The organism is Bacillus sp. FJAT-27251, assembly GCF_001273925.1.
Taxonomy (GTDB): domain Bacteria; phylum Bacillota; class Bacilli; order Bacillales; family Cytobacillaceae; genus Mesobacillus_B.
The window spans coordinates 3,193,872-3,217,847 of sequence record NZ_LIGG01000001.1 but is presented as its reverse complement, the minus strand read 5'-3'; the positions used below and the strand labels follow the sequence as shown (position 1 = coordinate 3,217,847).

24 protein-coding genes are annotated in these 23,976 nt (G+C 45.6%); 8 read left to right on the top strand and 16 right to left on the bottom strand.

The genetic code is table 11. The annotated features are described in order from the left end of the window. Nucleotides 1-5: 5 nt before the first annotated feature. On the bottom strand, nucleotides 6-1,391 hold the full coding sequence (locus ADU22_RS14910; RefSeq protein ID WP_053362874.1) for an NAD(P)-dependent oxidoreductase: 1,386 nt from the start codon (nucleotides 1,389-1,391) through the stop codon (nucleotides 6-8). Nucleotides 1,392-1,407: 16 nt separating this feature from the next. Further along, entirely contained in the window at nucleotides 1,408-2,886 is a 1,479-nt protein-coding gene (locus tag ADU22_RS14905; protein WP_053362873.1) for an aldehyde dehydrogenase family protein, read from the bottom strand. Between the two features lie 317 nt (nucleotides 2,887-3,203). On the opposite strand from ADU22_RS14905, the gene ADU22_RS14900 reads away from it, so the two are divergent. The 3 genes from ADU22_RS14900 to ADU22_RS14890 all read left to right on the top strand — a co-directional run bounded on the left by ADU22_RS14900 (nucleotide 3,204) and on the right by ADU22_RS14890 (nucleotide 4,702). Beyond that, nucleotides 3,204-3,746, top strand: coding sequence for a hypothetical protein (locus ADU22_RS14900; RefSeq protein ID WP_053362872.1), 543 nt, complete (start codon nucleotides 3,204-3,206; stop codon nucleotides 3,744-3,746). Next, a complete protein-coding gene (locus ADU22_RS14895; protein WP_053362871.1) occupies nucleotides 3,743-4,132 on the top strand; it encodes a hypothetical protein in 390 nt (129 codons plus the stop codon). The genes ADU22_RS14900 and ADU22_RS14895 overlap by 4 nt, the downstream gene beginning before the upstream one ends. A gap of 222 nt (nucleotides 4,133-4,354) precedes the next feature. Further along, on the top strand, nucleotides 4,355-4,702 hold the full coding sequence (locus tag ADU22_RS14890) for a hypothetical protein (RefSeq protein ID WP_053362870.1): 348 nt from the start codon (nucleotides 4,355-4,357) through the stop codon (nucleotides 4,700-4,702). 47 nt (nucleotides 4,703-4,749) lie between these two features. Here ADU22_RS14890 and ADU22_RS14885 read toward each other — a convergent pair whose 3' ends face one another. From ADU22_RS14885 to ADU22_RS14875, 3 genes are all read right to left on the bottom strand, one after another. After that, on the bottom strand, nucleotides 4,750-5,511 hold the full coding sequence (locus ADU22_RS14885) for an alpha/beta hydrolase (RefSeq protein WP_053362869.1): 762 nt from the start codon (nucleotides 5,509-5,511) through the stop codon (nucleotides 4,750-4,752). 168 nt (nucleotides 5,512-5,679) lie between these two features. After that, nucleotides 5,680-6,264, bottom strand: coding sequence for a maltose acetyltransferase domain-containing protein (locus ADU22_RS14880; protein WP_053362868.1), 585 nt, complete (start codon nucleotides 6,262-6,264; stop codon nucleotides 5,680-5,682). A gap of 21 nt (nucleotides 6,265-6,285) precedes the next feature. Further along, nucleotides 6,286-7,383 carry an AbrB family transcriptional regulator gene (locus ADU22_RS14875; protein WP_053362867.1) on the bottom strand — a complete coding sequence of 366 codons (1,098 nt, stop codon included), beginning with the start codon at nucleotides 7,381-7,383 and terminating at the stop codon, nucleotides 6,286-6,288. 254 nt (nucleotides 7,384-7,637) lie between these two features. Here ADU22_RS14875 and ADU22_RS14870 point away from each other — a divergent pair, with 254 nt between their 5' ends. From ADU22_RS14870 to ADU22_RS14860, 3 genes are all read left to right on the top strand, one after another. Continuing rightward, a complete protein-coding gene (locus ADU22_RS14870) occupies nucleotides 7,638-8,837 on the top strand; it encodes an ROK family transcriptional regulator (RefSeq protein ID WP_082252877.1) in 1,200 nt (399 codons plus the stop codon). A gap of 80 nt (nucleotides 8,838-8,917) precedes the next feature. Beyond that, nucleotides 8,918-10,525, top strand: coding sequence for a glycoside hydrolase family 43 protein (locus ADU22_RS14865; protein ID WP_053362865.1), 1,608 nt, complete (start codon nucleotides 8,918-8,920; stop codon nucleotides 10,523-10,525). Between the two features lie 329 nt (nucleotides 10,526-10,854). Then, nucleotides 10,855-12,009: an endo-1,4-beta-xylanase gene (locus ADU22_RS14860; protein ID WP_053362864.1), complete on the top strand. Its 1,155-nt coding sequence runs from the start codon at nucleotides 10,855-10,857 to the stop codon at nucleotides 12,007-12,009. A gap of 49 nt (nucleotides 12,010-12,058) precedes the next feature. Here ADU22_RS14860 and ADU22_RS14855 read toward each other — a convergent pair whose 3' ends face one another. From ADU22_RS14855 to ADU22_RS14810, 10 genes are all read right to left on the bottom strand, one after another. Continuing rightward, entirely contained in the window at nucleotides 12,059-12,817 is a 759-nt protein-coding gene (locus tag ADU22_RS14855) for a polysaccharide deacetylase family protein (RefSeq protein WP_053362863.1), read from the bottom strand. Nucleotides 12,818-13,083: 266 nt separating this feature from the next. Continuing rightward, entirely contained in the window at nucleotides 13,084-13,734 is a 651-nt protein-coding gene (locus ADU22_RS14850) for a ThuA domain-containing protein (RefSeq protein ID WP_053362862.1), read from the bottom strand. Between the two features lie 12 nt (nucleotides 13,735-13,746). After that, a complete protein-coding gene (locus ADU22_RS14845; RefSeq protein WP_053362861.1) occupies nucleotides 13,747-14,460 on the bottom strand; it encodes an SDR family NAD(P)-dependent oxidoreductase in 714 nt (237 codons plus the stop codon). 54 nt (nucleotides 14,461-14,514) lie between these two features. Continuing rightward, entirely contained in the window at nucleotides 14,515-15,930 is a 1,416-nt protein-coding gene (gene xylE / locus ADU22_RS14840; protein ID WP_053362860.1) for a D-xylose transporter XylE, read from the bottom strand. A gap of 393 nt (nucleotides 15,931-16,323) precedes the next feature. After that, nucleotides 16,324-16,797: a (2Fe-2S)-binding protein gene (locus ADU22_RS14835; RefSeq protein ID WP_053362859.1), complete on the bottom strand. Its 474-nt coding sequence runs from the start codon at nucleotides 16,795-16,797 to the stop codon at nucleotides 16,324-16,326. Continuing rightward, nucleotides 16,794-17,639 carry an FAD binding domain-containing protein gene (locus ADU22_RS14830; protein ID WP_053362858.1) on the bottom strand — a complete coding sequence of 282 codons (846 nt, stop codon included), beginning with the start codon at nucleotides 17,637-17,639 and terminating at the stop codon, nucleotides 16,794-16,796. The genes ADU22_RS14835 and ADU22_RS14830 overlap by 4 nt, the downstream gene beginning before the upstream one ends. After that, entirely contained in the window at nucleotides 17,636-19,957 is a 2,322-nt protein-coding gene (locus ADU22_RS14825; protein WP_053362857.1) for a xanthine dehydrogenase family protein molybdopterin-binding subunit, read from the bottom strand. Before ADU22_RS14825 ends, ADU22_RS14830 begins: the two co-directional genes overlap by 4 nt. A gap of 15 nt (nucleotides 19,958-19,972) precedes the next feature. Then, nucleotides 19,973-20,626 (bottom strand): nucleotidyltransferase family protein, encoded by a 654-nt coding sequence (locus ADU22_RS14820; RefSeq protein ID WP_053362856.1) that lies wholly within the window; start codon nucleotides 20,624-20,626, stop codon nucleotides 19,973-19,975. Beyond that, complete coding sequence (locus ADU22_RS14815; RefSeq protein ID WP_053362855.1) at nucleotides 20,611-21,660, bottom strand: XdhC family protein; 1,050 nt, start codon at nucleotides 21,658-21,660, stop codon at nucleotides 20,611-20,613. The genes ADU22_RS14820 and ADU22_RS14815 overlap by 16 nt, the downstream gene beginning before the upstream one ends. Nucleotides 21,661-21,710: 50 nt before the next feature. Next, nucleotides 21,711-22,112, bottom strand: coding sequence for a DUF1259 domain-containing protein (locus ADU22_RS14810; RefSeq protein WP_053362854.1), 402 nt, complete (start codon nucleotides 22,110-22,112; stop codon nucleotides 21,711-21,713). 151 nt (nucleotides 22,113-22,263) lie between these two features. Between ADU22_RS14810 and ADU22_RS14805 the strand changes: the two genes are divergently transcribed. Both ADU22_RS14805 and ADU22_RS24695 read left to right on the top strand, forming a co-directional pair. Then, entirely contained in the window at nucleotides 22,264-23,250 is a 987-nt protein-coding gene (locus ADU22_RS14805; protein ID WP_053362853.1) for an FUSC family protein, read from the top strand. Nucleotides 23,251-23,423: 173 nt separating this feature from the next. Further along, on the top strand, nucleotides 23,424-23,576 hold the full coding sequence (locus tag ADU22_RS24695) for a hypothetical protein (RefSeq protein ID WP_156183190.1): 153 nt from the start codon (nucleotides 23,424-23,426) through the stop codon (nucleotides 23,574-23,576). A 69-nt stretch (nucleotides 23,577-23,645) separates the two neighbouring features. Here ADU22_RS24695 and ADU22_RS25240 read toward each other — a convergent pair whose 3' ends face one another. After that, on the bottom strand, nucleotides 23,646-23,834 hold the full coding sequence (locus ADU22_RS25240) for a nitroreductase family protein (RefSeq protein WP_231687895.1): 189 nt from the start codon (nucleotides 23,832-23,834) through the stop codon (nucleotides 23,646-23,648). Between the last annotated feature and the right edge of the window lie 142 nt (nucleotides 23,835-23,976).

The window sequence follows — 23,976 nt, the reverse complement described above, 5'->3', positions numbered from 1 at the left end:
TTCTATTAAACACTTTCCAAAGCGATCTCACCGGCAACCAGATGCTGATGAATGGAGTGGGCTGTCAGTTTTCCTTGCTGGGCAGCGGTAACGACCATGGCGTCTCCCTGGCCATCTCCAAAAATGACATCGCCTGCAGCGTATACCTTAGGATTGGACGTTTGATGTGTATTCAGGTCGATTTTCACAACCCCTCTGTTGTGTTCAAGGCTGAACTGCTCTATAAGAGGAATGTAACGCGTCTGGCCAATCGCTTTTATGACCGCATCTACTTCCATTGTAAATTCAGAACCTTGAACAGGCACCGGCCGGCGGCGGCCAGAGTCATCAGGCTCCCCCAACTGCATGCGCACACATTCCATCGCTCTCACTTTTCCATTTTCATCCTTCAGGATTCTGGTCGGCTGAGTCAGCCATCTGAACTCGACGCCATCCTGCTTCGCAAATTCGTATTCAAACTCGTAAGCCGTCATCTCTGCCTCTGTGCGGCGATAGACCATCTTCACATCGCCTGCGCCAAGACGTACGGAACAGGTTGCCGCGTCAATGGCGGTATTTCCCGCCCCGATGACGACAATTTTTTTGCCAATGAACTGGTGGTCAAGCGGCGGTGTTTTAGTGCTTTCGACGAAATCAATGGCGTCATACACCCCTTCCGCGTCTTCCCCTTCGATTCCAAGCATCGGAACTTTTGACATCCCGATCGCGAGAACAACAGCGTCATAGTGATCGATGATTTCCTCTGCCTGGATGTCTCTGCCGACCATTGTATTGAGAATGATTTTTACGCCAAGCTTTTCGACTTGCTCTACTTCCCAAAGTGAAACTTCCTGAGGCAAACGGAAGGAAACAATTCCGTATGTATCCAGGCCGCCCGCTTTTTCCTTTGCTTCGTAAATGGTCACTTCATATCCGAGGCGGGCCAATTCACGTGCTGCAGAAAGCCCTGCAGGACCGCCGCCGATGACGGCGACAGTTTTTCCGTTGCCTTCTCCCGCTTTAAACAACTGTGCATTATTGTGAATCGCCCAGTTGGTAGCATGACGCTGCAGATTGCCAATCATGATTGGCAGTGAAGCATCATTCAGAACACAGGCTCCTTCGCACAATTCTTCTGTTGGACAGACGCGGGCACAACTCGCTCCCACTGGATTGGCTTCCATGATGACTCTCGCGGATCCCTTCAGGTTGCCTGATGCTATTTTTTTAATGAAAGATGGAATATTGATTCCTGTCGGACACGCCTTGATACAGGGAGCGTCATAACAGTAAAGACACCGGTTGGACTCTTCTGCAGCCTCCTTATTGGTCAACGCCGGCTCAATTTCCTGGAAGTTCACCCTAAGATTATCGATAGAAATTTTTTTATTCTTCACGCGGTTTAAATGCATTTTTCACCCTCCTCACTTATTTTCCGTGCGGCTTAATATAGACCGTTTTATATTCTGTATAGAAATCAACAGCCGTGCTCCCGACTTCCCTGAAGCCGCCAATGCCTGTGCCTTTAATTCCGCCAAACGGAAATTGAGGCTCGCTGTAGGTTGTCGGCATATTGACGTGCGTGAAACCGGCTTCAATCCTGTTCACAAACTTCATTGCTTTTTCCAGATCATTTGTGTAAACCGTTGACGATAAACCGTATTCCACGTTATTGGCCCATTCCAGTGCCTGGTCATAATCTTTGGCTATCATCACAGCGATAACAGGCCCAAAAATTTCTTCCTGTGCAATCGTCATGTCAGGTGTGATATTCCGGAACACTGTGGGAGCGACAAAGTAACCAAACGCAAGGTCTCCTTCTGTCAGCCTTTTGCCGCCTGTTACTAAAATGCCGTTTTCCTTTTTGGCAATTTCGATATATTCCAATACACTTTCCATCGAGCCCTGGTCGATCACCGGCCCCATCTGGGTGCCTTCTAGCAGCGGGTTGCCGACTTTCATGCTTTCTACTTTCTGTTTCAGCAGTGAGATAAATTCTTCGGCAATGTCTTTTAACACGATAATCCTGCTTGTGGCGGTACATCTTTGTCCGCTTTCTCCAAAACCGCCAGCAATCGCATGGTCAGTGGCAAGCTCCAAATCGGCATCCTCCAGTACGACGAAGGGATTTTTTCCGCCCATTTCCGCCTGGAAGCGCGCTCCCCGTTTGGCAATCAGCTGGTTAATGCCAAGACCTACTCCATTGGATCCTGTAAATGAAATGGCCTTTATATCCGAATGGTTGGCAATTGCGTTACCGACGGCCGAACCTGGTCCGGTCACAAAGTTTAAGACACCCGGCGGTAAACCTGTTTCTCGATACGCTTTCACAAGCCACGAACTAACCAGAGGCGTTTGGCTGGATGGCTTGAAGATCACGGTGCATCCGCATGTAAGGGCTGTGGCAATTTTCCAAGCTGCGATGCCAAGCGGTACATTCCATGGAGTAATGATGCCAACAACGCCGATGGCCTCTTTCTTCGTATAGCCGATGATTTCTTTGTCCCAGGATGGAATTGTTTCTCCTGTAAGGCGCTCTGCTTCACCGGCGAGATATCTCATCGCCCTGACAGAGCGGATTACTTCTGCCTTTGCATCGGCATATGATTTTCCTACTTCCAATATTAATTGTTTGATAAACTCTTCTGATCGTTCTTCAAGATAAGACGCTGCCCGCAGGATATACTGCCCGCGTTCCGGTGCCGCTTCTGTTTTCCAGGTGATCAGTGCTTTTTTCGCTTCCTCAACGGCTTCCTGAACATCCTGTTCGCTGGACTGCTGGCAAATGCCCAGTTCCATTCTTGTATCAGCAGGGTTGTTCACGATAAAAGTATTGCCGGTAGAAGATAAGGTCCAATTCTCCCCAATGAGGTTTTGATAAACTTTTGTCTTCTCGGAAATTGCCATGTTTTTGTCACTCCTATGCATTTGAAAATCGTTTTCTTTTTTTAGAAAGGGTTGATTAAATTTTTAAAATATTCTTAAAAATAATAGTATTGTATCAATAAGTCGTTGTCAATACAATTGATTGCATTTTATTATATATTTATAAAAATCAAAAACATAATTTATTAAATTGATTCATAACTTACTCTCGATATGCCCTGAGGAATTAAAAACATATTGGTGGCCTTTTCATCTATTAAATTTATCTTTTAACTGAATGTATTGTAAAATATAGATAGATCGAATAAGTAATGACTATCAGGGAAGAAGTGAAAAGTTTGAAAAGGATAGAGCTGGAAAACACTATAAAATTAATAGAAAAGAAGATAGAAGGCTACCAGCAAGAACTGAAAAAATGCATGAAGCAGATGGAGGCATTGATAGTCCAGGAAAAAGAGCGTGAAAAATTTGTTTCCTCCAAGGAAATTGTTGATCTGATCGAGAGGAATGTCGGCAAGAAAATAAACATGTCAACGATCAAAAGATGGGCAGACGAAGGGTATTTGGGAGAAGTGATTGACGAGAAGGAAAAATTTTGGGCTCTGCAATCCAAGCAAGGAAAGAAGCGGTTTTTATACCCAAAAGCTCAAGCTTTTGCTTTTTTATATGAAAAAGGTTTTTTGCAGCCAGAATTTGATGTGCTCGACAGGGTGCTTGTAAAGAACCGTGAAATGGTGCCCATGATTGGAATTGTCATCAGCAGTTCGCTCGATAAGGGAGAGTTTCGGTATAACCTGCAGGTCGAAGGTACCTTAGACAGGCTAAAGGATGTAAAAGAGAGAGAACTTACACTTGCTACCGGGGATGTGAACAAAGCGTGAAGGCAAAAATCAAGCTGGCAAACACTGTATCCAACCAAGAAAAAGCACGTAATATCCGGGAAGCCAATAGAAAGGCGGACAATATGCTCGACATCTCCTTTAAGGAGGATTTGACGGAGATCTTCTTCGAGGGCGAGCGCATCCTTATTCCCGAAAAATCATGGTTTCATGAAGATATGCTGATAAATGGAATGTTAAAAGAAAGAGATGGCACTATCGAGATTATTCCACAGGATAAAGGAAAGACGGTCAACCTCCATTTGGATGCGGAATTGGTAGCTGAACTAAACGAAATTAAGAATCATGTGATGAGCAAAACTCAGCATGATATTATCCTGGAGCTGTTTAAAAAAGGTCTGGATCAATATAACAAAGAGAATAAATAGGCATAATAAAAACAAGGGCTCCTTCGAGCACTTGTTTTTATTATGCAATTATTTTCTAAAGAATAAAGGTTAATTGCTTTTAAAAATATGTTTTGTGCAGAAATACATTATAAATTAAAAATCAGGTTGGATGGACTCCCAATGTTTATCATAAAGCTTTCCGTTTAATCTCCCCACTCTTGGGAATTATGCTTAATAAGCATAGAACAGAGGAGTGTTCAAATGGGCAAGAACAAAAATAAACTAAAAGACAAAGCCATGACTGCAGTGAGCAAAGTCAAAGCGAACTTAAAGGAAACCTACTATCAGCTGGCGCATATTCCTTCCGTGTCCGTTCAGCAGCTGGCTGATTTCATCAGAACCCATCCGGACACACAAGTCAGCAAGAAAGAACTGCTTGGCATCCACTATTCGTTTTACAAGCTGCAGGCTGGAAATGAAAACTTTTATTTAGAAACAAATGGGTCGCGCATCTTGCAGCTGGATGGCTATGCAAATGGAGAAGCATTCGTCTCCTATCGCTCCTACCGTGATTCGTATGATTTGAATACACCGATAAAATTGAATTAACAGCAAAAAGAAGCAAGCGACCTGCCTTGCTTCTTTTTGAATTCTCCCTATATCTCCAATGTCCGGGCAATCCGCTGTTGCATGAACATGTGGCTTTCCTTGGCAATTTGCTCCTTGTCATTGTCCATGCTCGCAACATGGTAAGAGTTCTGCAGCACAATCATTTTCTTTTCAGTTGATTTTATATTCCCCATAATATAGTCGGTGTTTTTTGGTGGAACAACATTGTCGACCGCCGACTTGATTGCCAGCACCGGGCAGTCAACCTTGGGCAGCACAGCGGGGGTCTTATCCATAATATTCTGCAGCTGATGGATCGCTTTTAATGGAACTTTATCATAGGTGATTTCAAATACACTCTCAGCCTTTATATCCGGTTCCCCTTCCCCTAGGTACCTTGGGGAAGCGGCATTTCTTAAATAATCGTACGATGGAAGACTTAAAGCTGTATTGATTAAAATGATGCCGTCAATTTCTCGATACTTGCTGGCCAGCCACAAAGTTAATGCTCCACCCATGGATTGGCCCATCACGAAAATGGTCTTGCACCGCCTTGTCAAGTCTACATACGCATTTTCCAGTGAGGCAAACCAGTCTTCCTCCGTACATTTCTCGATATCCAGATAGCTTGTGCCGTGGCCATTCAACCTTGGAGCGGAAACTGTATAACCGTAATTGGCGAGCGTTTCGCCGAGGAACCTTACACTTTGGGGCGTTCCCAGGAACCCATGGGAAATCAATATACCAGTTTCATTTCCTTCTATATAAAATGACTCTGCTCCACTAATCACCGGGAATCTTTCGTGCATAATGACTTCCTCCTAACGCCTTTTTTAAGGACGGATGTTTAATTTAATTATTCCGATTGGTTAAGTATGAATTAAAATTAACATGAATTTCACCATATTGCAACCATTATATTTTAGGGTTTCCCAAAAGCCGGAGACCCGGCACAGCAATTGACAAAAAACCCTGCTTCAACCGAAACAGGGTTTTTCAACCTGGATATCAATTTGCTTGATGATTTTCGCCGGATTCCCGCCGACCACAGCATTTTCCGGAACATCCTTGGTGACGACCGCCCCTGAAGCAATGACAGCATTATCGCCTATGCTTACCCCCGGATTGATGATGGCTCCCCCGCCGATCCAGACATTGTTCCCAATGGTCACCGGCTTTCCATACTCGCGTCCTGAATTCCTTTCAGCAGGGTGAAGCGGGTGTGTCGCCGTGTAGATATGTACGCCAGGTGCCAGCATGCATTTGTCGCCGAAACGGACTTCACATACATCAAGGATGATGCAGTCAAAGTTGGCGTAAAAGTCTTCCCCTGTGTGAATATTGTAGCCGTAATCACATCGGAAGGAGGGTTCGATGTTAATGTTCTCCCCAGTAGAACCGAACAAGGATTTAAGGAGATTTGTCCTGGTTTCGGTTTCTGTCTCCAGCGATTGGTTGAAAAGACGGACTTGCCGTCTTGCATTTTCTCGGTCCTTAACCAGTTCCGGATCAGCCGGATTATACATTTCGCCATTCATCATTTTTTGTTTTTCGGTTTTCATGGAAAACAAAACTCCTTTTAGTCAATTCATGGTGTTCGGGAAATTTCGGCTCAATCTGATTTTCTGCTCCTGTCTCTTTTTTATCCACCGTTGCAAAAGCGGAACCACAATAAACAGGATAAACAATAGCCTGAACAACTGGTAGCCGCTCACCATTGACAAATCAGCCTTAACAACGGCAGCGGTTAATCCCATTTCCGCAATGCCGCCGGGTGCCATGCCAAGGAACGCTGTTGCCAGTCCCATGGAAGTTACTGAATCCAAGGCCAGGGCAATCAGCAAAGAGGCAACAACCAGCAGCATGCTTCCTCCAATTGAAACGAGGCCAAATTTGCGGATATTTCCAAGCATTTGCGGATGAACGTTAAGCCCGAGATTGATTCCCATTATAATCTGGGAAATCACAATTACCAAAGACGGCAGTTCTGGTGCATGGCCGCCGCCCACAATCGAGACAAGGGCGACACCAATGAGCGGTCCGGTCAGGATGCTGTTTGGCAATTTTACCTGTTTCGCTGTGACGTACCCAAATAAAGCGGCTAAGATGTACCCCATATACCGCAGCAATCCGGCATTCTCCCCATTGGGCATCAGCGCCTGGGAGCCCTCATGGACGCTCCCGATTCCATATACTGTAAAAAATGGTACCAAAAGGACAACGGCCAAAAGGCGAATCACTTGTAAAAAAACCACGATGGTCTGGTTGATGCCCTTCATTTCCTTGCTGATGACCAGCATTTGTGCCAGCCCGCCAGGCACACTGCCCAAGACCGCACTTTCAAGATCAAGTTTGGCACTGCGGGCTGTTACCAGGCCAAGCCCGATGGAAATGGCAAGCGTAAGTATGGTCCCGGCCAGCATGAACGGGAAGTGTCTGACCACCTGCACAGCCGCTTCCTTTGTAAAGGCAGCTCCCAACATATAGCCTAATATAAGCAAAGCAGCGGTAAAAAGCCAGCGAGGCATATAAAATGCTGTTTTCGCCATAATCTGCCCTGCCGACACCGCAAATAGCGACCCCAAAAGCCAGGGCAGCGGAATGTGGAGACTATAAAACAAAAGGCCAGCCAGGACGGATATTCCTAATGCGGCCAAAAAAGACTTCCACTGTTCAACCATATTTATCTCATGCCCCCTTCCCCAGAAACAGCCAATTTAAAAGGTCGCTCAAATAACTGAATATTTATATTATAGCATGATGGGAAGATAAGGAAATATCAACCGCTCTTCCCTAGCCCAGAAGAGTGAACGGGTGAAATAGTCCATATTTAGCAAAGAGAAGGAATAACATCGTTTGTCTAGCGAATAAACTAAGTATATAATAGGCTAAGTACATGCTATACTATAAAAAGAGAATGAAAGAGGTGAAACGGTTGAAAGCCAATAAAACATGGAATCAGCATGTAGTAAAAGTGGAAAATAAAACGCTCGTACTTGAAAAAATCATCGAGCACTCCCCCATTTCGAGGGCAGATATTGCGGGGATAACTGGATTGAATAAAGGAACTGTTTCTTCATTGGTAAACGAATTGATTATTGAAAACCTGATCAATGAATCTGGGCCAGGTAAATCCAGCGGTGGACGCCGTCCCGTAATGCTGCATTTCAACAAGTTGGCAGGGTATTCCATAGGAATTGACCTGGGAGTCAACTATATCCTCGGTGTCCTGACCGATTTAAACGGAAATATTTGTGTGGAAAAACAGACAGGATTCACCGGCCTTGACTATGATGACATATTGATGGAATTATTCCATATCATTGATGCTCTTATTGCAGCTGCTCCACAGAGCCCGTATGGAATTGTCGGAATAGGAATCGGCGTACCAGGGATAGTCAACACGGGAAATGATATCCTGTTAGCCCCAAATCTCAACTGGCGGAATGTTCATTTAAAACCGGCGGTGGAAGAAAAATATGGGGTGCCTGTCATTATCGAAAATGAAGCAAACGCAGGGGCCTACGGAGAGAAAAAATTCGGTGCCGGCAAAACCTTTGATAATATCATCTATGTTAGTGTGGGCGTTGGAATCGGCGTGGGCCTTATTTTAAATGGCAGGCTATATCGCGGGAATAATGGTTTTTCCGGCGAGCTCGGCCATATGACAATCGACGTAAACGGGCCAACATGCGAATGTGGAAACAGGGGATGCTGGGAGCTCTATGCTTCTGAAAAGTTTTTGCTGCAAGAAGCGCGGCGAGCTGGTCTTAATAATGGTGAGGAGAACGATGCTTCCCTGCAAACCATCATTAAGTTGGCAAAAGAAGGGGATCCCAACGCCCTCGATGTACTGGACAAGGCAGGAAAATATCTCGGTGTGGGAATTAACAATATTATCCATGCCTTCAATCCCGATTTGGTCATTATCGGGAACCGCATTGCCTCGGCCAAAACGTGGCTGATTCCCCCTATACACAAATGGATAGAAAATCAGACGCTTTGGTTCAGTCAAAAGGACCTGAAAATCAGCTTCTCCGATTTGCTCGCCTACTCCGCTGCTTTAGGCGTAGCCGCTTTTGCTACGGAACAGTTTATAAAAAGCAGTCTGAGCGATCAGGCTTCCGCTCTCTAGGACATCTGTTTTCCAGGATGGCCCTCCCCATCTTGGTTTGTAAGCGTAATCTTTTATAAAAATCACTCGAGGTGAATATAATGTCAACCATCATGAATCCTATTTTAACAGGGTTTAATCCAGATCCTTCGATTTGCCGTGCGGGCGAAGACTACTATATTGCCGTTTCCACTTTTGAATGGTTTCCCGGTGTCGGCATCTACCATTCCAGGGATTTAAAAAATTGGCGTCTTGTCTCAAGGCCCCTAAACCGTCTCAGCCAGCTGAACATGATGGGCAATCCCGACTCGGGCGGCATCTGGGCCCCCGCCCTTTCCTACAGCGACGGAAAGTTCTGGCTGATTTATACTGATGTAAAAGTAACGGAAGGCCAATGGAAAGACGGCCATAACTATCTTGTTACCTGTGACACAATTGATGGTGAATGGTCCGAGCCGATACATATGAACAGTTCGGGATTTGATCCTTCCCTTTTCCATGATGAGGATGGCAGAAAATATTTCGTCAACATGATGTGGGACCACCGTTACGGCCATCATAATTTTTATGGGATTGTTCTGCAGGAATACAGCGTTGAAGAGAAAAAACTGGTTGGCAAAAAGCAGGTCATTTTCAAGGGAACCGATATTAAGCTGACCGAAGCGCCTCATTTGTATAAAATCAATGGCTATTATTATTTATTGACGGCTGAAGGCGGCACCAAGTTCGATCACCAGGCAACCATTGCGCGTTCAAAAGACCTCTGGGGTCCGTATGAGGTGCATCCTGAAAACCCTTTAATCACCTCGATGCCACACCCGAGGAATCCTTTGCAGAAAGCCGGCCATGCTTCTATTGTCCAGACACATACAGATGAATGGTTTCTGGCCCACCTGACAGGCCGCCCGCTGCCAAGGGAAGACCAGCCGCTTCTGGACCCGCGCGGTTTCTGTCCGCTCGGCCGGGAGACAGCGATTCAGCGTCTCGAATGGAAGGACGATTGGCCATATGTGGTTGGCGGTAACCAGCCTTCGCTTGAAATTCAGGGGCCGAATATTGAAGAAGTGGTTTGGGAAAGCGACTACCCTGAAAAAGATGAATTCAATTCCGAAGAACTCAACCTTCATTTTCAAAGCTTGAGAATTCCCCTGGGAGAAGAAATCGTCTCGCTTAAAGACAATCCGGGACATTTACGCTTATATGGCCGTGAATCCCTGACTTCGAAATTTACCCAGGCTTTTATTGCGAGGCGCTGGCAGCATTTTAATTTTACGGCAGAAACGAAGGTTTCCTTCCGGCCTGAATCCTTCCAGCAGGCAGCCGGTCTGGTAAACTACTACAATACACAGAACTGGACCGCACTCCAGATTACCTGGCATGAGGAAAAAGGGAGAATACTGGACCTGACAGCCAATGATAATTTCAGCTACAGCCAACCGTTAATGGGCCACGAAATTTCCATACCAGAGGATGTGGAATATGTCTATCTCAGAGTAGATGTGGAAACGAGCACTTACTCTTATTCCTACTCATTCGATGGCAAAGAATGGAACAGGATTCCCCATTCCTTCCACTCTTACAAGCTGTCCGATGATTATATCCAGGGAGGCGGATTTTTCACTGGGGCCTTTGTAGGAATGCAATGCCAGGATACATCAGGAGAAGGATTGCATGCGGACTTTGATTATTTTGTTTACAAAGATAAATGATGGATGCACAAAAGGGATGCCTATGGCTTCCCTTTTTATGTGCAGGCACTCTAATTTATTCATTTGATTATAGTTCTAAATACCCAAATACTTTAACTTTAACTAGTTCTTTTATACCGAAAATACAAAACTGTCAAAAAACTTAGTTTATCTAGTGGCTAAACTAAGATTGACGTTGCTATAATAGCAATAGGCCAGGTTACCGGTGCATACAGTACAGCCTGATTTGGAAACCCTTACAAATCGTAACTGGCTAAAACACTTTCAAGGAGGTTTGTGGACGTTTTTTTTGGTAGCCTTTTCAAATTATAAAAAAGGAGATTGGTAGAATGCTAAAAGTGTTACGTAAACCACTTATTACAGGATTGGCCCTTGCGCTGTTGCTGCCCGCCGCCGGCACTGGAGCTGCCGCTTCCAATGCACCGGTCAGCGCCCTGGAAGCCGCGCCGCTTGAAGAAAGGTATAAAGATTCCTTCAACATTGGAGCCGCGATTGAGCCTCACCAGCTGGAAGGCATCAGCGGAGAGGTTTTAAAGCGCCACTATAACAGCATCGTTGCGGAAAATGTCATGAAACCAATCAACATCCAGCCAGAAGAAGGAAAGTTCAACTTTGAAGAAGCCGACAAAATCGTCAAGTTTGCGCGCGAAAACGATATGGACCTTCGTTTCCATACGCTGATTTGGCACAGCCAGGTTCCTGATTGGTTCTTCCTTGACAAAGAAGGAAACAAAATGGTCGATGAAAAAGACCCAAAGAAGCGCGAAAAAAATAAAAAGCTTTTATTAAAGCGTCTCGAAACACATGTTAAAACCGTTGTAAAACGCTATAAAAATGATGTGGACTCATGGGATGTCGTCAATGAAGTCATCGATGATTATGCCCCGAACGACAAGGGCCTTCGTGAATCCCCATGGTATCAAATTACTGGCACGGACTATATCAAGGTGGCATTTGAAACCGCAGACCGTTTTGCCGTAAAAGATGCGAAGCTTTATATCAATGATTATAATACTGAAGTAGAAAAGAAACGTGACTACCTGTATGACCTGGTAAAAGAAATGCTCGACCAGGGTGTGCCAATTGACGGAGTTGGCCATCAGGCCCACATCCAGCTTGGATGGCCTTCCCTTCAGCAAATGGAAGATTCCTTCAACCTGTTTGCAAGCCTTGGCCTGGACAACCAGGTAACCGAGCTTGACGTGAGCCTGTATGGCTGGCCGCCAAGACCTGCCTACCCGACTTATGATGAAATTCCAGAAAGTGCGCTGCTAACCCAGGCTGAACGCTACGATCAAATCTTTAAATTGTATGAGCGTCTAGGTGATAAAATCAGCTCTGTCACGTTCTGGGGCATTGCCGACAACCACACCTGGCTTGATGACCGGGCACGCCAGTTCAATGACGGCGTAGGAAAGGACGCGCCATTTGTCTTTGATGTAAACTACAATACAAAACCAGCTTACTGGTCGATTATGGATTAATGCAAAAAGAAATCAGCTCGAATTTTCTGAGCTGATTTCTTTTTTTATGTTAGTAGCCTGTATTCACCATCCGGATGAAGTCTTCCATCGTGTGTTCCTGAAGGATCATAATCCGCGGAAGTTCGTATCTGTCGCTCTTGTCCGTGCTTAGGCCGCCGCCGACTTTGAAAGCACCTTTGAAGCCAAGCTCCTTCAGTACCGAAATCGTGTCGGCATTGTAGTTTCCATAAGGATAGGCAAATACATCGGTTGTCCTGCCTGTCAGCTCTTTTAGAGCTACAGTCGCGTTATTGATTTCTGCATATTGCTCCTCTTTGCTTAATTCTGCGAGGAATGGATGTGTAACAGAATGGTTCTCGATGTCGATTCCATTTTCCATCACCGTCAGAATCTCGTCAGCGGTCATATTCCAGCTGCCATCAACCCAGTCGGAGACCGTGAACTGAGTCGCCTTCATTCCATATTTCTGTAGAATCGGATATACATATGGATAGAAATCATCTGAGTTATCATCAAATGTAATAAGGACCGGCTTGGCAGGCATCGCCGCCTTTTTGTCGAGAATGTTGAAGTACTGCTTCATCGTCAGTGTACTGTACCCGTTCTCTTTCAGGTAGGCCATATGCTTTTCAAACTCTTCAAGGCTGAACTGCCAAGGATTTGTTGGGTCTGGATTTGGTTTTACCACATGGTAGAGCAGCACTGGTATTTCTACGGTTTTGCTCTTTTTGGCAGACACGGCAGAAAAACTGGAACTTGAGGCGAGCAGCAGAAAACTAATGAAGAGCACTCCCATCCATTTTTTCATTTTAATTCTTCCCTTCTATGAATTAATTGGTGAACATTTTTGCTTAGAATGACTATCAACTTTGTTCGTATATTGACTGAACTAACATAAGACCAGAACCCCTATTTTTCCTTTCCGTCCATCTTTCCCCCTTTTTAATAGCATCCTTGCCTCTCTATTTTACCATCCAGAATATTCAAACAACTATCAGACTAATTGCCTATTCACAGCTTAATTCAGCATTGGCTTGCCGCAAAAAAAGGACTGTGAATACAGTCCCTTATCCGTTAAAGCTTCTCTAGCAGCCATTGAAGCCTCTGAGCCAGAAGCCATGAAACATCCTGGTTCAGCATCCCTTCCCTTGTATGTGCTGGTGTGTAACAGCAGACCTTTCCTTTTCCAAACCGATGCTGCCAGCCTGCGAGAGAATCCCCATGCACCCCCGTACTCCATAGGTCCACTTCTGTTTTGGACTGGTCACAGACTACAAAATATTGTTCATCCATAATCGTGAAAGAATTGTTCCCTGTCTCTTCACCTTCCTTAAGAAGATAGGTGACCTCCTGAAGTCCTGGAGGATGATAGTCAAAGTATCCAAGCAGCATCTTGATATAGGCTGATTCAACCTGATACCCGGCCATGCCGGCATGCCAAGCGAGGATGCTTCCTCCCTCCTTTGCATAGTTTACAAGTTTTTGATCCAATTCTTCTGTCAGCCATGTATGTACTGGATCTTCCTTTGGATTGAGCTGGTCCATTTTCGCATTGATAAACAAGTCCGGCTTTTCATCGAGAGCCTGCGATAATTGTTCATGAGAAACATACTTGATTTGTATGTTCTCATTATTGGGCAGCTTGGCAACCGCAGCTTCCAGACCCGCTTTTGCATCAGGTGCAGAATGATAGAAATCCCCCAGCAGCGCAGCAATTTTGACCATGTCCCTTCCTCCTTACCAGTTCATTTTATTTCCTTGATAGTCCATAAACATATGTTCATCGAGTGAAGGCGCTCTCAATATTTGGCCCGCGATGCCAGCAGCTGATTCCATCGCATCAATCGTTGCTTCCTCATTAAACTTTCCAAAAATATAGGATTTCACATAACCGGGATGGAAGGCAAGGACCTTGACTCCAAATTCCTTCAATTGATTCTGCATGATAGTCAGCTGCATATTCAGCGCTGTTTTCGACATGCAATATCCATACTCCTTTTGTCTCCAGGAATCGGCAAGACTCCCTGCTTCTGACGAGATATTTGCCAGGATCTTATTGCTTCCCTTTAATAGCAGCGGAAGTACAGATTGAGAGACTCGCAGCGGTCCAAACGTATTGACTTCCATGAGCATTTTCATATCATCATAGTGAAACTCGCCGAACAAGTCACCAGACCGGTCCTGCAGGATTCCTGCATTATTAATAAGAATATCCAGCCGGCCTGCCTGTTCCTTTATATAGGCGGCGGCCCTGTCGACTGACTTCTGGCTGGTTACATCAAGCGTGATAAGATGCAAGTTCTCGCCATTTTCCGCTTTCAGCTCATCAAGCTCAGGCCAATCGTTCATATACCTTCCCGCAAAGACGATAAATCCAGATTGGAGGAAAACCTTGGTCAAAGCCAGGCCGAGTCCTCTGTCTGCTCCCGTAATATAAACTGTTTTTTTCATGGTCGCCACTCACCTTCCCATTCATTTAATTGAAAAAAAGCATCGCCCTGAAAACTAGGAAACTTCCTGTTGACGCTTATCTGTCCACAGTTTTTCCATTTGTTCCAATGTCTTTCCTTTTGTTTCAGGAATCCACTTCCAGACAAACAGCGCTGAGAGAACACTCATTAGGCCATAAAATCCGTATGTCATCCCGCCGCTGAACTCCATCATCATTGGATAGGTGGAGGAGATAAAATAGTTGGCGGCCCATTGGGCGGCGACGGCAATCGCAACAGCCTGCCCGCGGATTTTGTTGGGGAAAATCTCGGAAATCAGCACCCAGCAGATTGGTCCCCAGGACATCATGAACGACGCTGTGTAAATAATAATGAACACCAGCGTGCTTATGCCGATTACATTGGCAAACGCGAGGCTGGCCACACCGAACATCCCGACGGCCATTCCAATGGATCCTGTGATTAATAAAGGCTTGCGTCCCCACTTATCGACCGTATAAATAGCGACAACGGTAAAGATGACATTCACCAGTCCCATTACAATCGTTTGCAGCATGGAGGCATCCTTGGCAGCTCCCATGCTTTCAAAGATTCGCGGAGCATAATAAAGCGCAACATTAATCCCGACAAATTGCTGGAAGACCGACAGCAGGATTCCAACTACAATGACCAGCTTTCCGTAAGCAAAAAGCTTTTCCGTTTTCAAACTGCCAGATAAAGAGATGTTGTGTTTAATCTCCCCAAGAATCGAATGCGCTTCTGCAGGACCATTGATTCTACGGAGAACGGATAAGGCCTTTCCATCCTGCCTCTGCATCGCCAGATAACGAGGTGTTTCAGGAACGAACAGCAGCATAACTCCAAAAACAAATGCTGGTATTGCCTCGGAAGCAAACATATATCTCCAGCCGATATCATTGATCCACTCAATGGTTTGCCCATTGGCTATTCCCCAATTGACAAAATATACTACGAGCATCCCAAAAATAATCATGAATTGGTTAAAGGAAACCATCTTCCCGCGAATATCCGCCGGGGCAATTTCGCCAATATACATGGGCGTTATAGCCGATGCCAAACCAACCCCAATTCCGCCGATGATCCGGTAGAAGTTAAAAGTAATCAGCAAGCCAAGAGTAGGATCTCCCATGGTGAAAAAAAGGAACTCTGGGTACGCCGACCCCAAAGCCGAAACAAAGAAAAGGACAGCTGCCACAATCAATGAATTTTTGCGTCCAAATCTCGATGCAAAAAACCCGGAAATCAATCCCCCGATAATACAGCCAATCAATGCGCTGGACGTCGTGGCCCCATGTGCAAGCGCACCCAATCCGAGCGGCTCAATCAAATAGGTCTGAATGGATTTTTCTGCTCCCGAAATGACCGCGGTGTCATAGCCAAACAGCAAACCTCCGATTGCTGCCACGAGTGTAAGCATAAAAATGTAAGTTGAATTTCTCTGTGTTTTCATAGTTGCTTAAGACAGATTCATAGACTTCCTGAAGAGAGTTATTAATATAAAACAATAATTTGGACCCGCTTTCATTATAGTGAAAACAGGAAACAACATTTTTAAATCTTCATATGAATCCGCCCTTCTCCCCCTTTCTGTACAAACCATTTTCTATATATTGTATACCTCTATATTAGTTCGTGCAATCGATAAACTAAGTTAATATAACAAACATGACTTTTATACCATAGGCTCCGTAATTCAGTTAAAAACCCTCATTGGTGAATGGGTTAAAAGAAGCAAGCTAGGGGGAAGGGTGTAAACGTCTGGGGTGTCCTTCCCCTTAACAATCTGAGTGATGTCAGTAAATTTTTGGAATGCCTTCAGCTGCAGTGGATCGATCACCTAAAGTTATCCTGTTTCCCCTTTGTTCCCTCCCCTCTTTGCTGCTTCCTTTACGGCACTTTCTATTTCCTTGTACCCTGTGCAGCGGCAAATGTTGGATTCGAGCCATTCTTTGATTGTTTCGTCATCAGGGGCGGGATGATGACGGAGCAGCGATTCGCAGTTTATGATGAAACCCGGGGTACAGTAGCCGCACTGAAACGCGAAATGCTTGACAAATGCTTGTTGAATTGGTGTATCCTCTAACCCTTCAATAGTAACGATATTTTGACCAATGCCTTCTATCGCAAGCATCAGGCAAGATTTCATCGCCATTCCGTCCACCAGGACCGTACATGCCCCGCAGTCGCCATTTAAACACCCGGGCTTGGCACCTGTTAATCCAAGCGGTACCCGAATCGCATACAACAGGGTATCAGCAGGCCTTATAATGATCTCACGTTCCTCGCCATTCACCATTAGCCTGATCTGCTGCCTCATTCCAGCCCACCTGCGCTCTCCAAATAATCAATGATATCAAGAAGAGTATTCCTGACGACAAATATCCGATAATCCGCTGAACCTTCCGAATCATTCAGGATAGGCCCCGGCAGCATGGCAACAGCTTTTTCGACTCGCTCCAGGGGACTGGCGCCGCTTTTATTAATTTCCCTTTCCATTTCCTCCGACCGGAAAGGAAACGGGCAAATCCCGCTGAATGCCAGCCTGATTCCGTTTTCTGCTTGCATGGCCGCAACTGTCACGAGTGGGTAGCCTGTATTCCACTGCCTTCTCCGTTTGATTGAAACCGATGGAGCCGAAAGATACTGCTTTTCCGTAATCATTTGGACAAGGAACTCTCCTTCATCCAACTGCAGCTGTTGCTGAAATACTTCATTGATGGGAACGACTTTATAGCCCTGCCTTCCTGCTATGACTGCATGGCTGTCAGACAGCAAAAAAGGCAGGACAGCTTCTCTGTAAAAGATTCTCCCGCAAATATTCCCGCCCAGCGTAATTTTATTGCGTGCAGTATGATCGGCCACCTCACTCGCCGTTTTGGTTAGCAAGGGAAAAGGATTGGCCGCTTCAATTTCCGTCAATGACAGGGCCGCACCCAATACTAGATGATCTTCAGCAAATTCCATCACTCTGCATTCCGGAATGGACTTGATATCAATCACGGCATCCGTGTGTTCAAGCATCAACCTGCCAAGTGTAATAATTTCCGTGCCGCCTGAAAAAAACTTGGGCTTTTTTTCTTCTTTTCTTAAGGTCTGGAACAGCATACCTGCATCTTGCAGGGAATTCGGACGATAATAGTCAAAATCAAATGGAATCATGGCTTACCGCCTGCCTTTGTTCGCCAAATCAACTCGGGAGTGAGGGGCAGATAGTGCAAGGAAACACCGGCTGCTGTTGAAAGGCAGTTGCCAAGTGCAGCAGGCATCCCCAGGAGGCCGTGTTCGCCAACACCGCGTGCCCCATACGGTGCCTCCAAATGGGGTGTTTCCACAAAATCAACAATGTATTCCGGATTCTCCCCGAAATGGATGGGACGGTACGTTCGCAGCTGTGGGTTCATGATCCGGCCATATTCATCAAAAACAAAGGTCTCCCTTCCCGCAAAGCTCAGTCCCATGCTCATCGCTCCCATGACCTGCCCTCTCGCGGCCTTGTCATTCAGTACCTTTCCGATATCGATGACAGACACCGCTTTAAGAATTTTATACGTGTAATCTCGCCGGTCGAATTCTACCTCGACTGCATGGGCAGTAACCGTCCATTCTGGGCCTGGCTTTCCAGCTCCCGTTTCGGGATCCAGATGAGTCAGTCCCCTTAAGGTATAGTTGCCTCTGCCAATAATTTGACCGCCGATTGCATTTCCATTTGGATATTGATACCCATAGACAATATTGGGAAAATTTATTCCAATGGAGGGATCATCCCTCAAGAAGACCCGGCCGCCGGCCACCTCCAAATCTTTTCCTGAAACCCTTAACACACATGAAGCCACTTCCTTAATCTGTTTGATGACATCATCGGCTGCTTCAAGGACGGCCCTGCCAGCCATGAAGGTGCCGCGGGAGGCCACTGTTTTCCAGTGCTCCGGGGTTGTCTGCGTATCCACCTGCATCCGCACATGGACCTGATTCACATCCATTTTGAGCTTTTCAGCGAGTATTTGTGCCAGTACAGTTTTCGTACCTGTTCCGATTTCCACAACACCTGACATTAAATTCACGCTTCCATCGGGATTAAAGGTGAGCACAACCCCCGAACTAGCATCGGATTCAATTGTCGACGTTTTCCAGCTGCAGCTGACCCCTTTTACACGCAGCAATCGGTCGTTTACTTCGACAATTTTGCCCTCCGGCCAGTTAATCAACTCCCTGAGCCTGTCAATGCATGCCGGGAGGTTCCCTACCGTACTTGAATTGAGAACATATTGGGTCGGAGTTGAATCCCCTGGCCGGATGGCATTTTTATACCTTAGTTCAAGGGGGTCCATTTGAAGTTTTTCTGCAAGAATGTCCATGGTCCGCTCAATGGCAAAGGATAATTCGGAATGGGAAAAGCCTCTGAACGGCCCGGCATAAGGATGATTTGTGTACATGCAGTAGGAATCGCACCACACATTTTCAATATTATAGGGCCCTGTGCAATCCACGGATGCCGCCCTGCTGAGGTCGACTGATTTATCCGAGTACGCCCCTCCATCAAACAGATAGAAGATTTCTGCTGCCGTTAGTTTGCCATCCAGGGAACAGCCAAGCTTTACTTTTGCATCAAGACCAATATGGCAGGATGCAGTAGTCAGATCTTCCTCTCTCATGTATAAAAGCTTTACCGGCCTTCCTCCGACAGACTTTGAAGCCAAATAGGCGAGAATTTCCTGCTGGACGGTTGCTTTCCCCCCATATCCCCCGCCTACAAACGGAGTGTGGACAACAATTTTCCCAATCTCTTCCCCAAAATAAGCGCTGATCAGTTTTTTTACCATATAAGGTGCCTGTGAAGAAGTAGAAATGATAATCTCTTCTCCAGGCCGGATTTCACATATCGCACACCTTGTTTCCATCGCAGCATGGTCCGATGGCGAAAAAGAAAAACTGGCTTCCGCCACAACTTTGCTGTTTTCCCAGCCTAGCCCCATATCCCCTTTCCGTATTTTCGAACGGTGGGCGATATTGGTCCCCGGTACGGGAAAAATCCGCTCTTTTACATCGTATGAACCGAGCTGTTCATGTACCAGGGGAGCATCTTTTTCAAAGGCTTCTGCTGCTGAATTGACAACAGGAAGATGTTCGTACGTCACCTTGATTCGCCGTGCCGCTTTTTTGGCCGTCACGATATTATCGGCCACAACCAAGGCTACCGGCTCTCCGTAATAGCGGACTCGGTCGGAGGCGATAGGCGGGCGGTCACGAATTTCCTCACCAGTTAACGGAAAGGACCCGCCGGTAAGGATTGCTCTTACGCCAGGCACTTTCCTGGCATCTGATGTTTCTATGCTTGTTATTTTCGCGTGGGCCCATGGGCTTGGCAGCAGTGCCGCATGCAGCATTCCGGAACTTTGGACGTCATCGGTATATTTCGCCCTGCCGGTAACCTTTCTGTGAGCCTCTTTTCTGACAACGCTTTTCCCGATTATCTCCATCATGATTCTCCCGTTCTAAGATGTGGGGTCATTTTTGATTCCACAAAATTTTTTCCTCTGACTTTCATGTTTCAGAGTAGAATAGTCCTCTGCGGTATCTATATCGATAAAATAAGATTCATTGTAAAAATCGATTAGAATGCCTTTTTTGTCTTTGATGAGTTTGCGGGCGCCTTCATCCCCCTCCAGTCCCAATAGATGGGGAAACATTGCCCTTGAAAACAGGACGGGCGGCCTGGAAACCCCTTCAAAGCAGGAAGATACAAAAGAAACATGCTGTTTTTTTTTGTATTCTCCCAATACTCTGTTTATCATTTCAGCCGTTACATAAGGCTGGTCGGCGAGCAGGACCAGGATGGCGCTGCAGTCCATTTCCAAAGCCTTTTTCACACCGCTTTTCAACGAATGGCTCTGTCCTTGCTCCGCATCGGCACAAAAAACACACGACCACTTTTCACGGTATTCAGTTTTCAATTGTTCATGAATCCAGGTGGGAATCCCATCCGATTTCGTGACAACAATGATATGGTCAAGATTCGAATGGACGGCAGCATGAAGGGCCGCACTCCCGAGAATCCCGTTACCTAAAGGGAGGGCAAGCTTGTTGCGCCCCATTCTTTTGCTGCTTCCGGCAGCAAGATACACGCCGGCAATCACCCCCGTACCCATGAGGCTTCCCCTGCGTCTTTGCGGTATGCTTTAATCAGCTCCGCCACGATACTGACAGCAATTTCCTCTGGTCCCTTCGCACCAATAGAAAGCCCGATTGGCGCGTGGATGTATTCCGGTATTCCCCTATTTTCAAACAGGCTTTCTGTTCGGCTGCTCGTTCCCATTATTCCCAGATAACGAAAGTGATGGGAGCATATACTTTCAAGGAATTCCTTGTCCTTGTGAAAATGGTGGGACATAACCACGCAGGAATCACTATTTTGCACTTCAAGTTTTTTTGCGAGTTCTCCCGGGAATCCCGCCAAATGCTCTGCAGCATCCGGAAATTTTTCCTTTGTGCAATAAGAAGGCCTCCAGTCACATACCACCACATAAAAGCCAATCCGTGCTGCGAGAGATACGAGTGGTTTACTATCGGCCCCTGCCCCAAAAACGATTAATCTTGGACGCGGAGGATAGGTATGAATAAATACAGGTGTTGTTTGCCCAGACAGCAGATGCATCCCAGACTTTTTCATGAAAGAAACTGCTTCCTTGATGTTTTTCCGAAGGTTGCCTTCCTGCTCTTCTTTCCAAATGCCAAAAACCTCTCCGTTTAAGGGAATAAACGCATTCAGCACTTGGCACTTCCCGGGCGGCAGTTCTTTTATCCCTATCACTGGAACACCTGTTTCAATGAAATCCTTTAACTTGAACAGATCCTTTTCCAGCTGAACTGTGACGGGCTCGAGCAGGATGGTTACCCTGCCAGGGCAGCCGTTTCCGTATCCCCACAACGTGTCAGCTTCATCGTTCAAATCGTATATGACGAGCAAACATTTTCCGGTTTTACACACTTCTTGAGCACGGATTTTTAAATCTTCTTCCAGACAGCCGCCGCTTAAAACTCCTATTGTGGATCCTTCCTCCAAAATTAGCATGCAGGAACCTTCTTTTTTATAGGCAGACCCATTTACATCCAAAATAGTTACCAGCACTTTTTTCCCTTGAGCTTCTGTAAGCGCTTGGACTACCGGGAAGATATCATCCACTATATCTCCGCCTTCTTAATCAGTTTATTTTGAAAGACTATCAAATCTTTTTAATTTGAAGCCTTCTCAAGGAAGGAAAGGGAATAAGCCATTTTCCTGGCAAAATCAAGAGGAGGCTCAACCGATTGTACATGGAGATACATAATGTTCGGGCTGGTAAACAGCCAATGATTATGCAGCGCCGAAACAATCATTCCTCCCTGGACAACAGAGTGCATAAACCTTGGAATCTCATGCTCCAAAATGGCGATTTCCGCCAGGTTTAAGGCAATCCCCTTTTCATCGATTGATTCAAAAACAAGCTCAATCGGCATGACCGTATGGCTAAGTTTGCCTTGGACTGTCACGTTCATTTTTCGGTCTATCGATACCTGGCATGCACCGTTTTTTACTGTTGTCTTTCCGTTAAGGATCTTGCCAAACTGCGAACAGACATGATGAAAGTCATTCATGCTCCAACCACTCCCGGTTCACCAATTATCCATACGGTGTAAGTCTATGTTTCTTTTTATGCCAGTATGATGAATTGTTGCCAAACGACCTTCATACATAAAAACCGGGCGGGGAAAAATACTATTTTAAAAATCATTTTATGAGGTTATTATGAAAAAGAAAAAAATCGTTGAACGAACTGAGAATCGTCCACTTTTAATTATAAAAATGGCGGCTGGCTCCGCCCTCTCCTGGGAAATAGCCAAATTGGCCGGCTCCCACCACCCTTATTTGGCGCCTCTGTCGGTTATTTTAGGCTTGCAGTCAACGGTGGACCAAACGGTCAGGCTTTCGGTGAACCGATTCATTGGAACCATAATCGGCATTTTAGTAACCGTCCCAATAGCAAGCCATGTAAGCATAAACGGCTGGATTCTCGGGCTGCTCATTCTGTGCGGGGCTTTCATTGCCTTGTGGCTTAATGTTAATCGTTTGGTTTTGCACCAAATCGCCTTGACCATACTCTTTGTTTTTGTATTTGAGCAGAAAACAAAGCATTATGCGTTCGACCGAATGAGGGATACTCTTATAGGTTTAGGAGTGGCAGTATTATTGCACATGCTGCTGTTCCCGCCCAATTTTACAAAGAAGGCGGAACAGACCCTTAGTGAATTTTCAAGGCTGTTATCTGAAGGATTTATTAACATAGCCGGCCGACTGGAAAGTAATGCAGAAAAAGAAGAGTGGAAAATGGAGGCTGAGCAAAAAAACCTGCTTCAGGAACTCCACAATGCAAGAGAAATGATCAATAAGGCCTCTCAAAGCCTTAAGCTCAATCCAATGGCAAGTAACAGCAGGGAAAAACTTAGCGTGTGCAAAGAGAGAATGAAGCAGCTAAGCAACGGCTATTCGATTTTCATTCAAATCACTCCCCTGTTAAGGAATTGGGCCCTGTCGGATAAAATGACAGCTGCTGAACGGACAGCTTGGGCCCGCCAGATGAATGTCCTTGCCCGTTTTTATCATATCGACAGCATAACTGAGGCACCGGAAAAAGAAGGGGGAAATGATCAATTCATTATCGTTCCCACCCCGGGGGAACTGGAGAGCGGCAACTATAATTCTGCCTTGTATTACATCTTATCCATGAACACTTAGCATAAATCGTTTTACTAGAAAACAGTTGAAAATCGTCCTAATACAGGGTCAAAAATGGAATTACAAATAAATAGTTTTTTAACCAACACCGACTTTCTTCCTTTTTCATAACTTGTCTAATATAGGGGGAGTGAAAAACCCCTTAAAAAATAAAGAGGATGGAGGGTTAACACATGGGACACAAAAAACATTGTACCGTAAGCCTTGTTGAGATCATTATTGCACTACTGCTGTTTTTGGCCCTTGTAATAGCTGTATTGCTTGGAGCTCGTAAGGATGTTCGTGAATGTCTTGAAGAGTGCTTGGGTACTGCACTTTGCTTCTAATTTCGCATTAGTGTGATGCTTTAAGAGAACCCTCTTGAATATTCAAGAGGGCTCTTTTCTTATAAGGGGTTAGCTACGAATACCGCCCCGCAGCCAGGCACGGGATTGATAATGGCCAACCGGAATTTGAATCAGGCTTGTTTTATTTACACCATGTAATTGATTGAGCCGGTCTGCCAGATTTACGTCAAACCCCAAAAGCGGATGTCCGCCTAATCCCAATGCTGATGCGGCCAAAAGCAGTCTTTGTGTCAGCATGCCAGCCTACATTTGCTGGATGCGGTACCCTCTGTAACCCAATTCTTGAATAAGGTGGTCACGATTCCCTGTTATATGGAAGCATAGCGGCAAGTGGAACATATTTACGTTCCCTGCACCCAGCCCAGATTGCAGCAGAAGC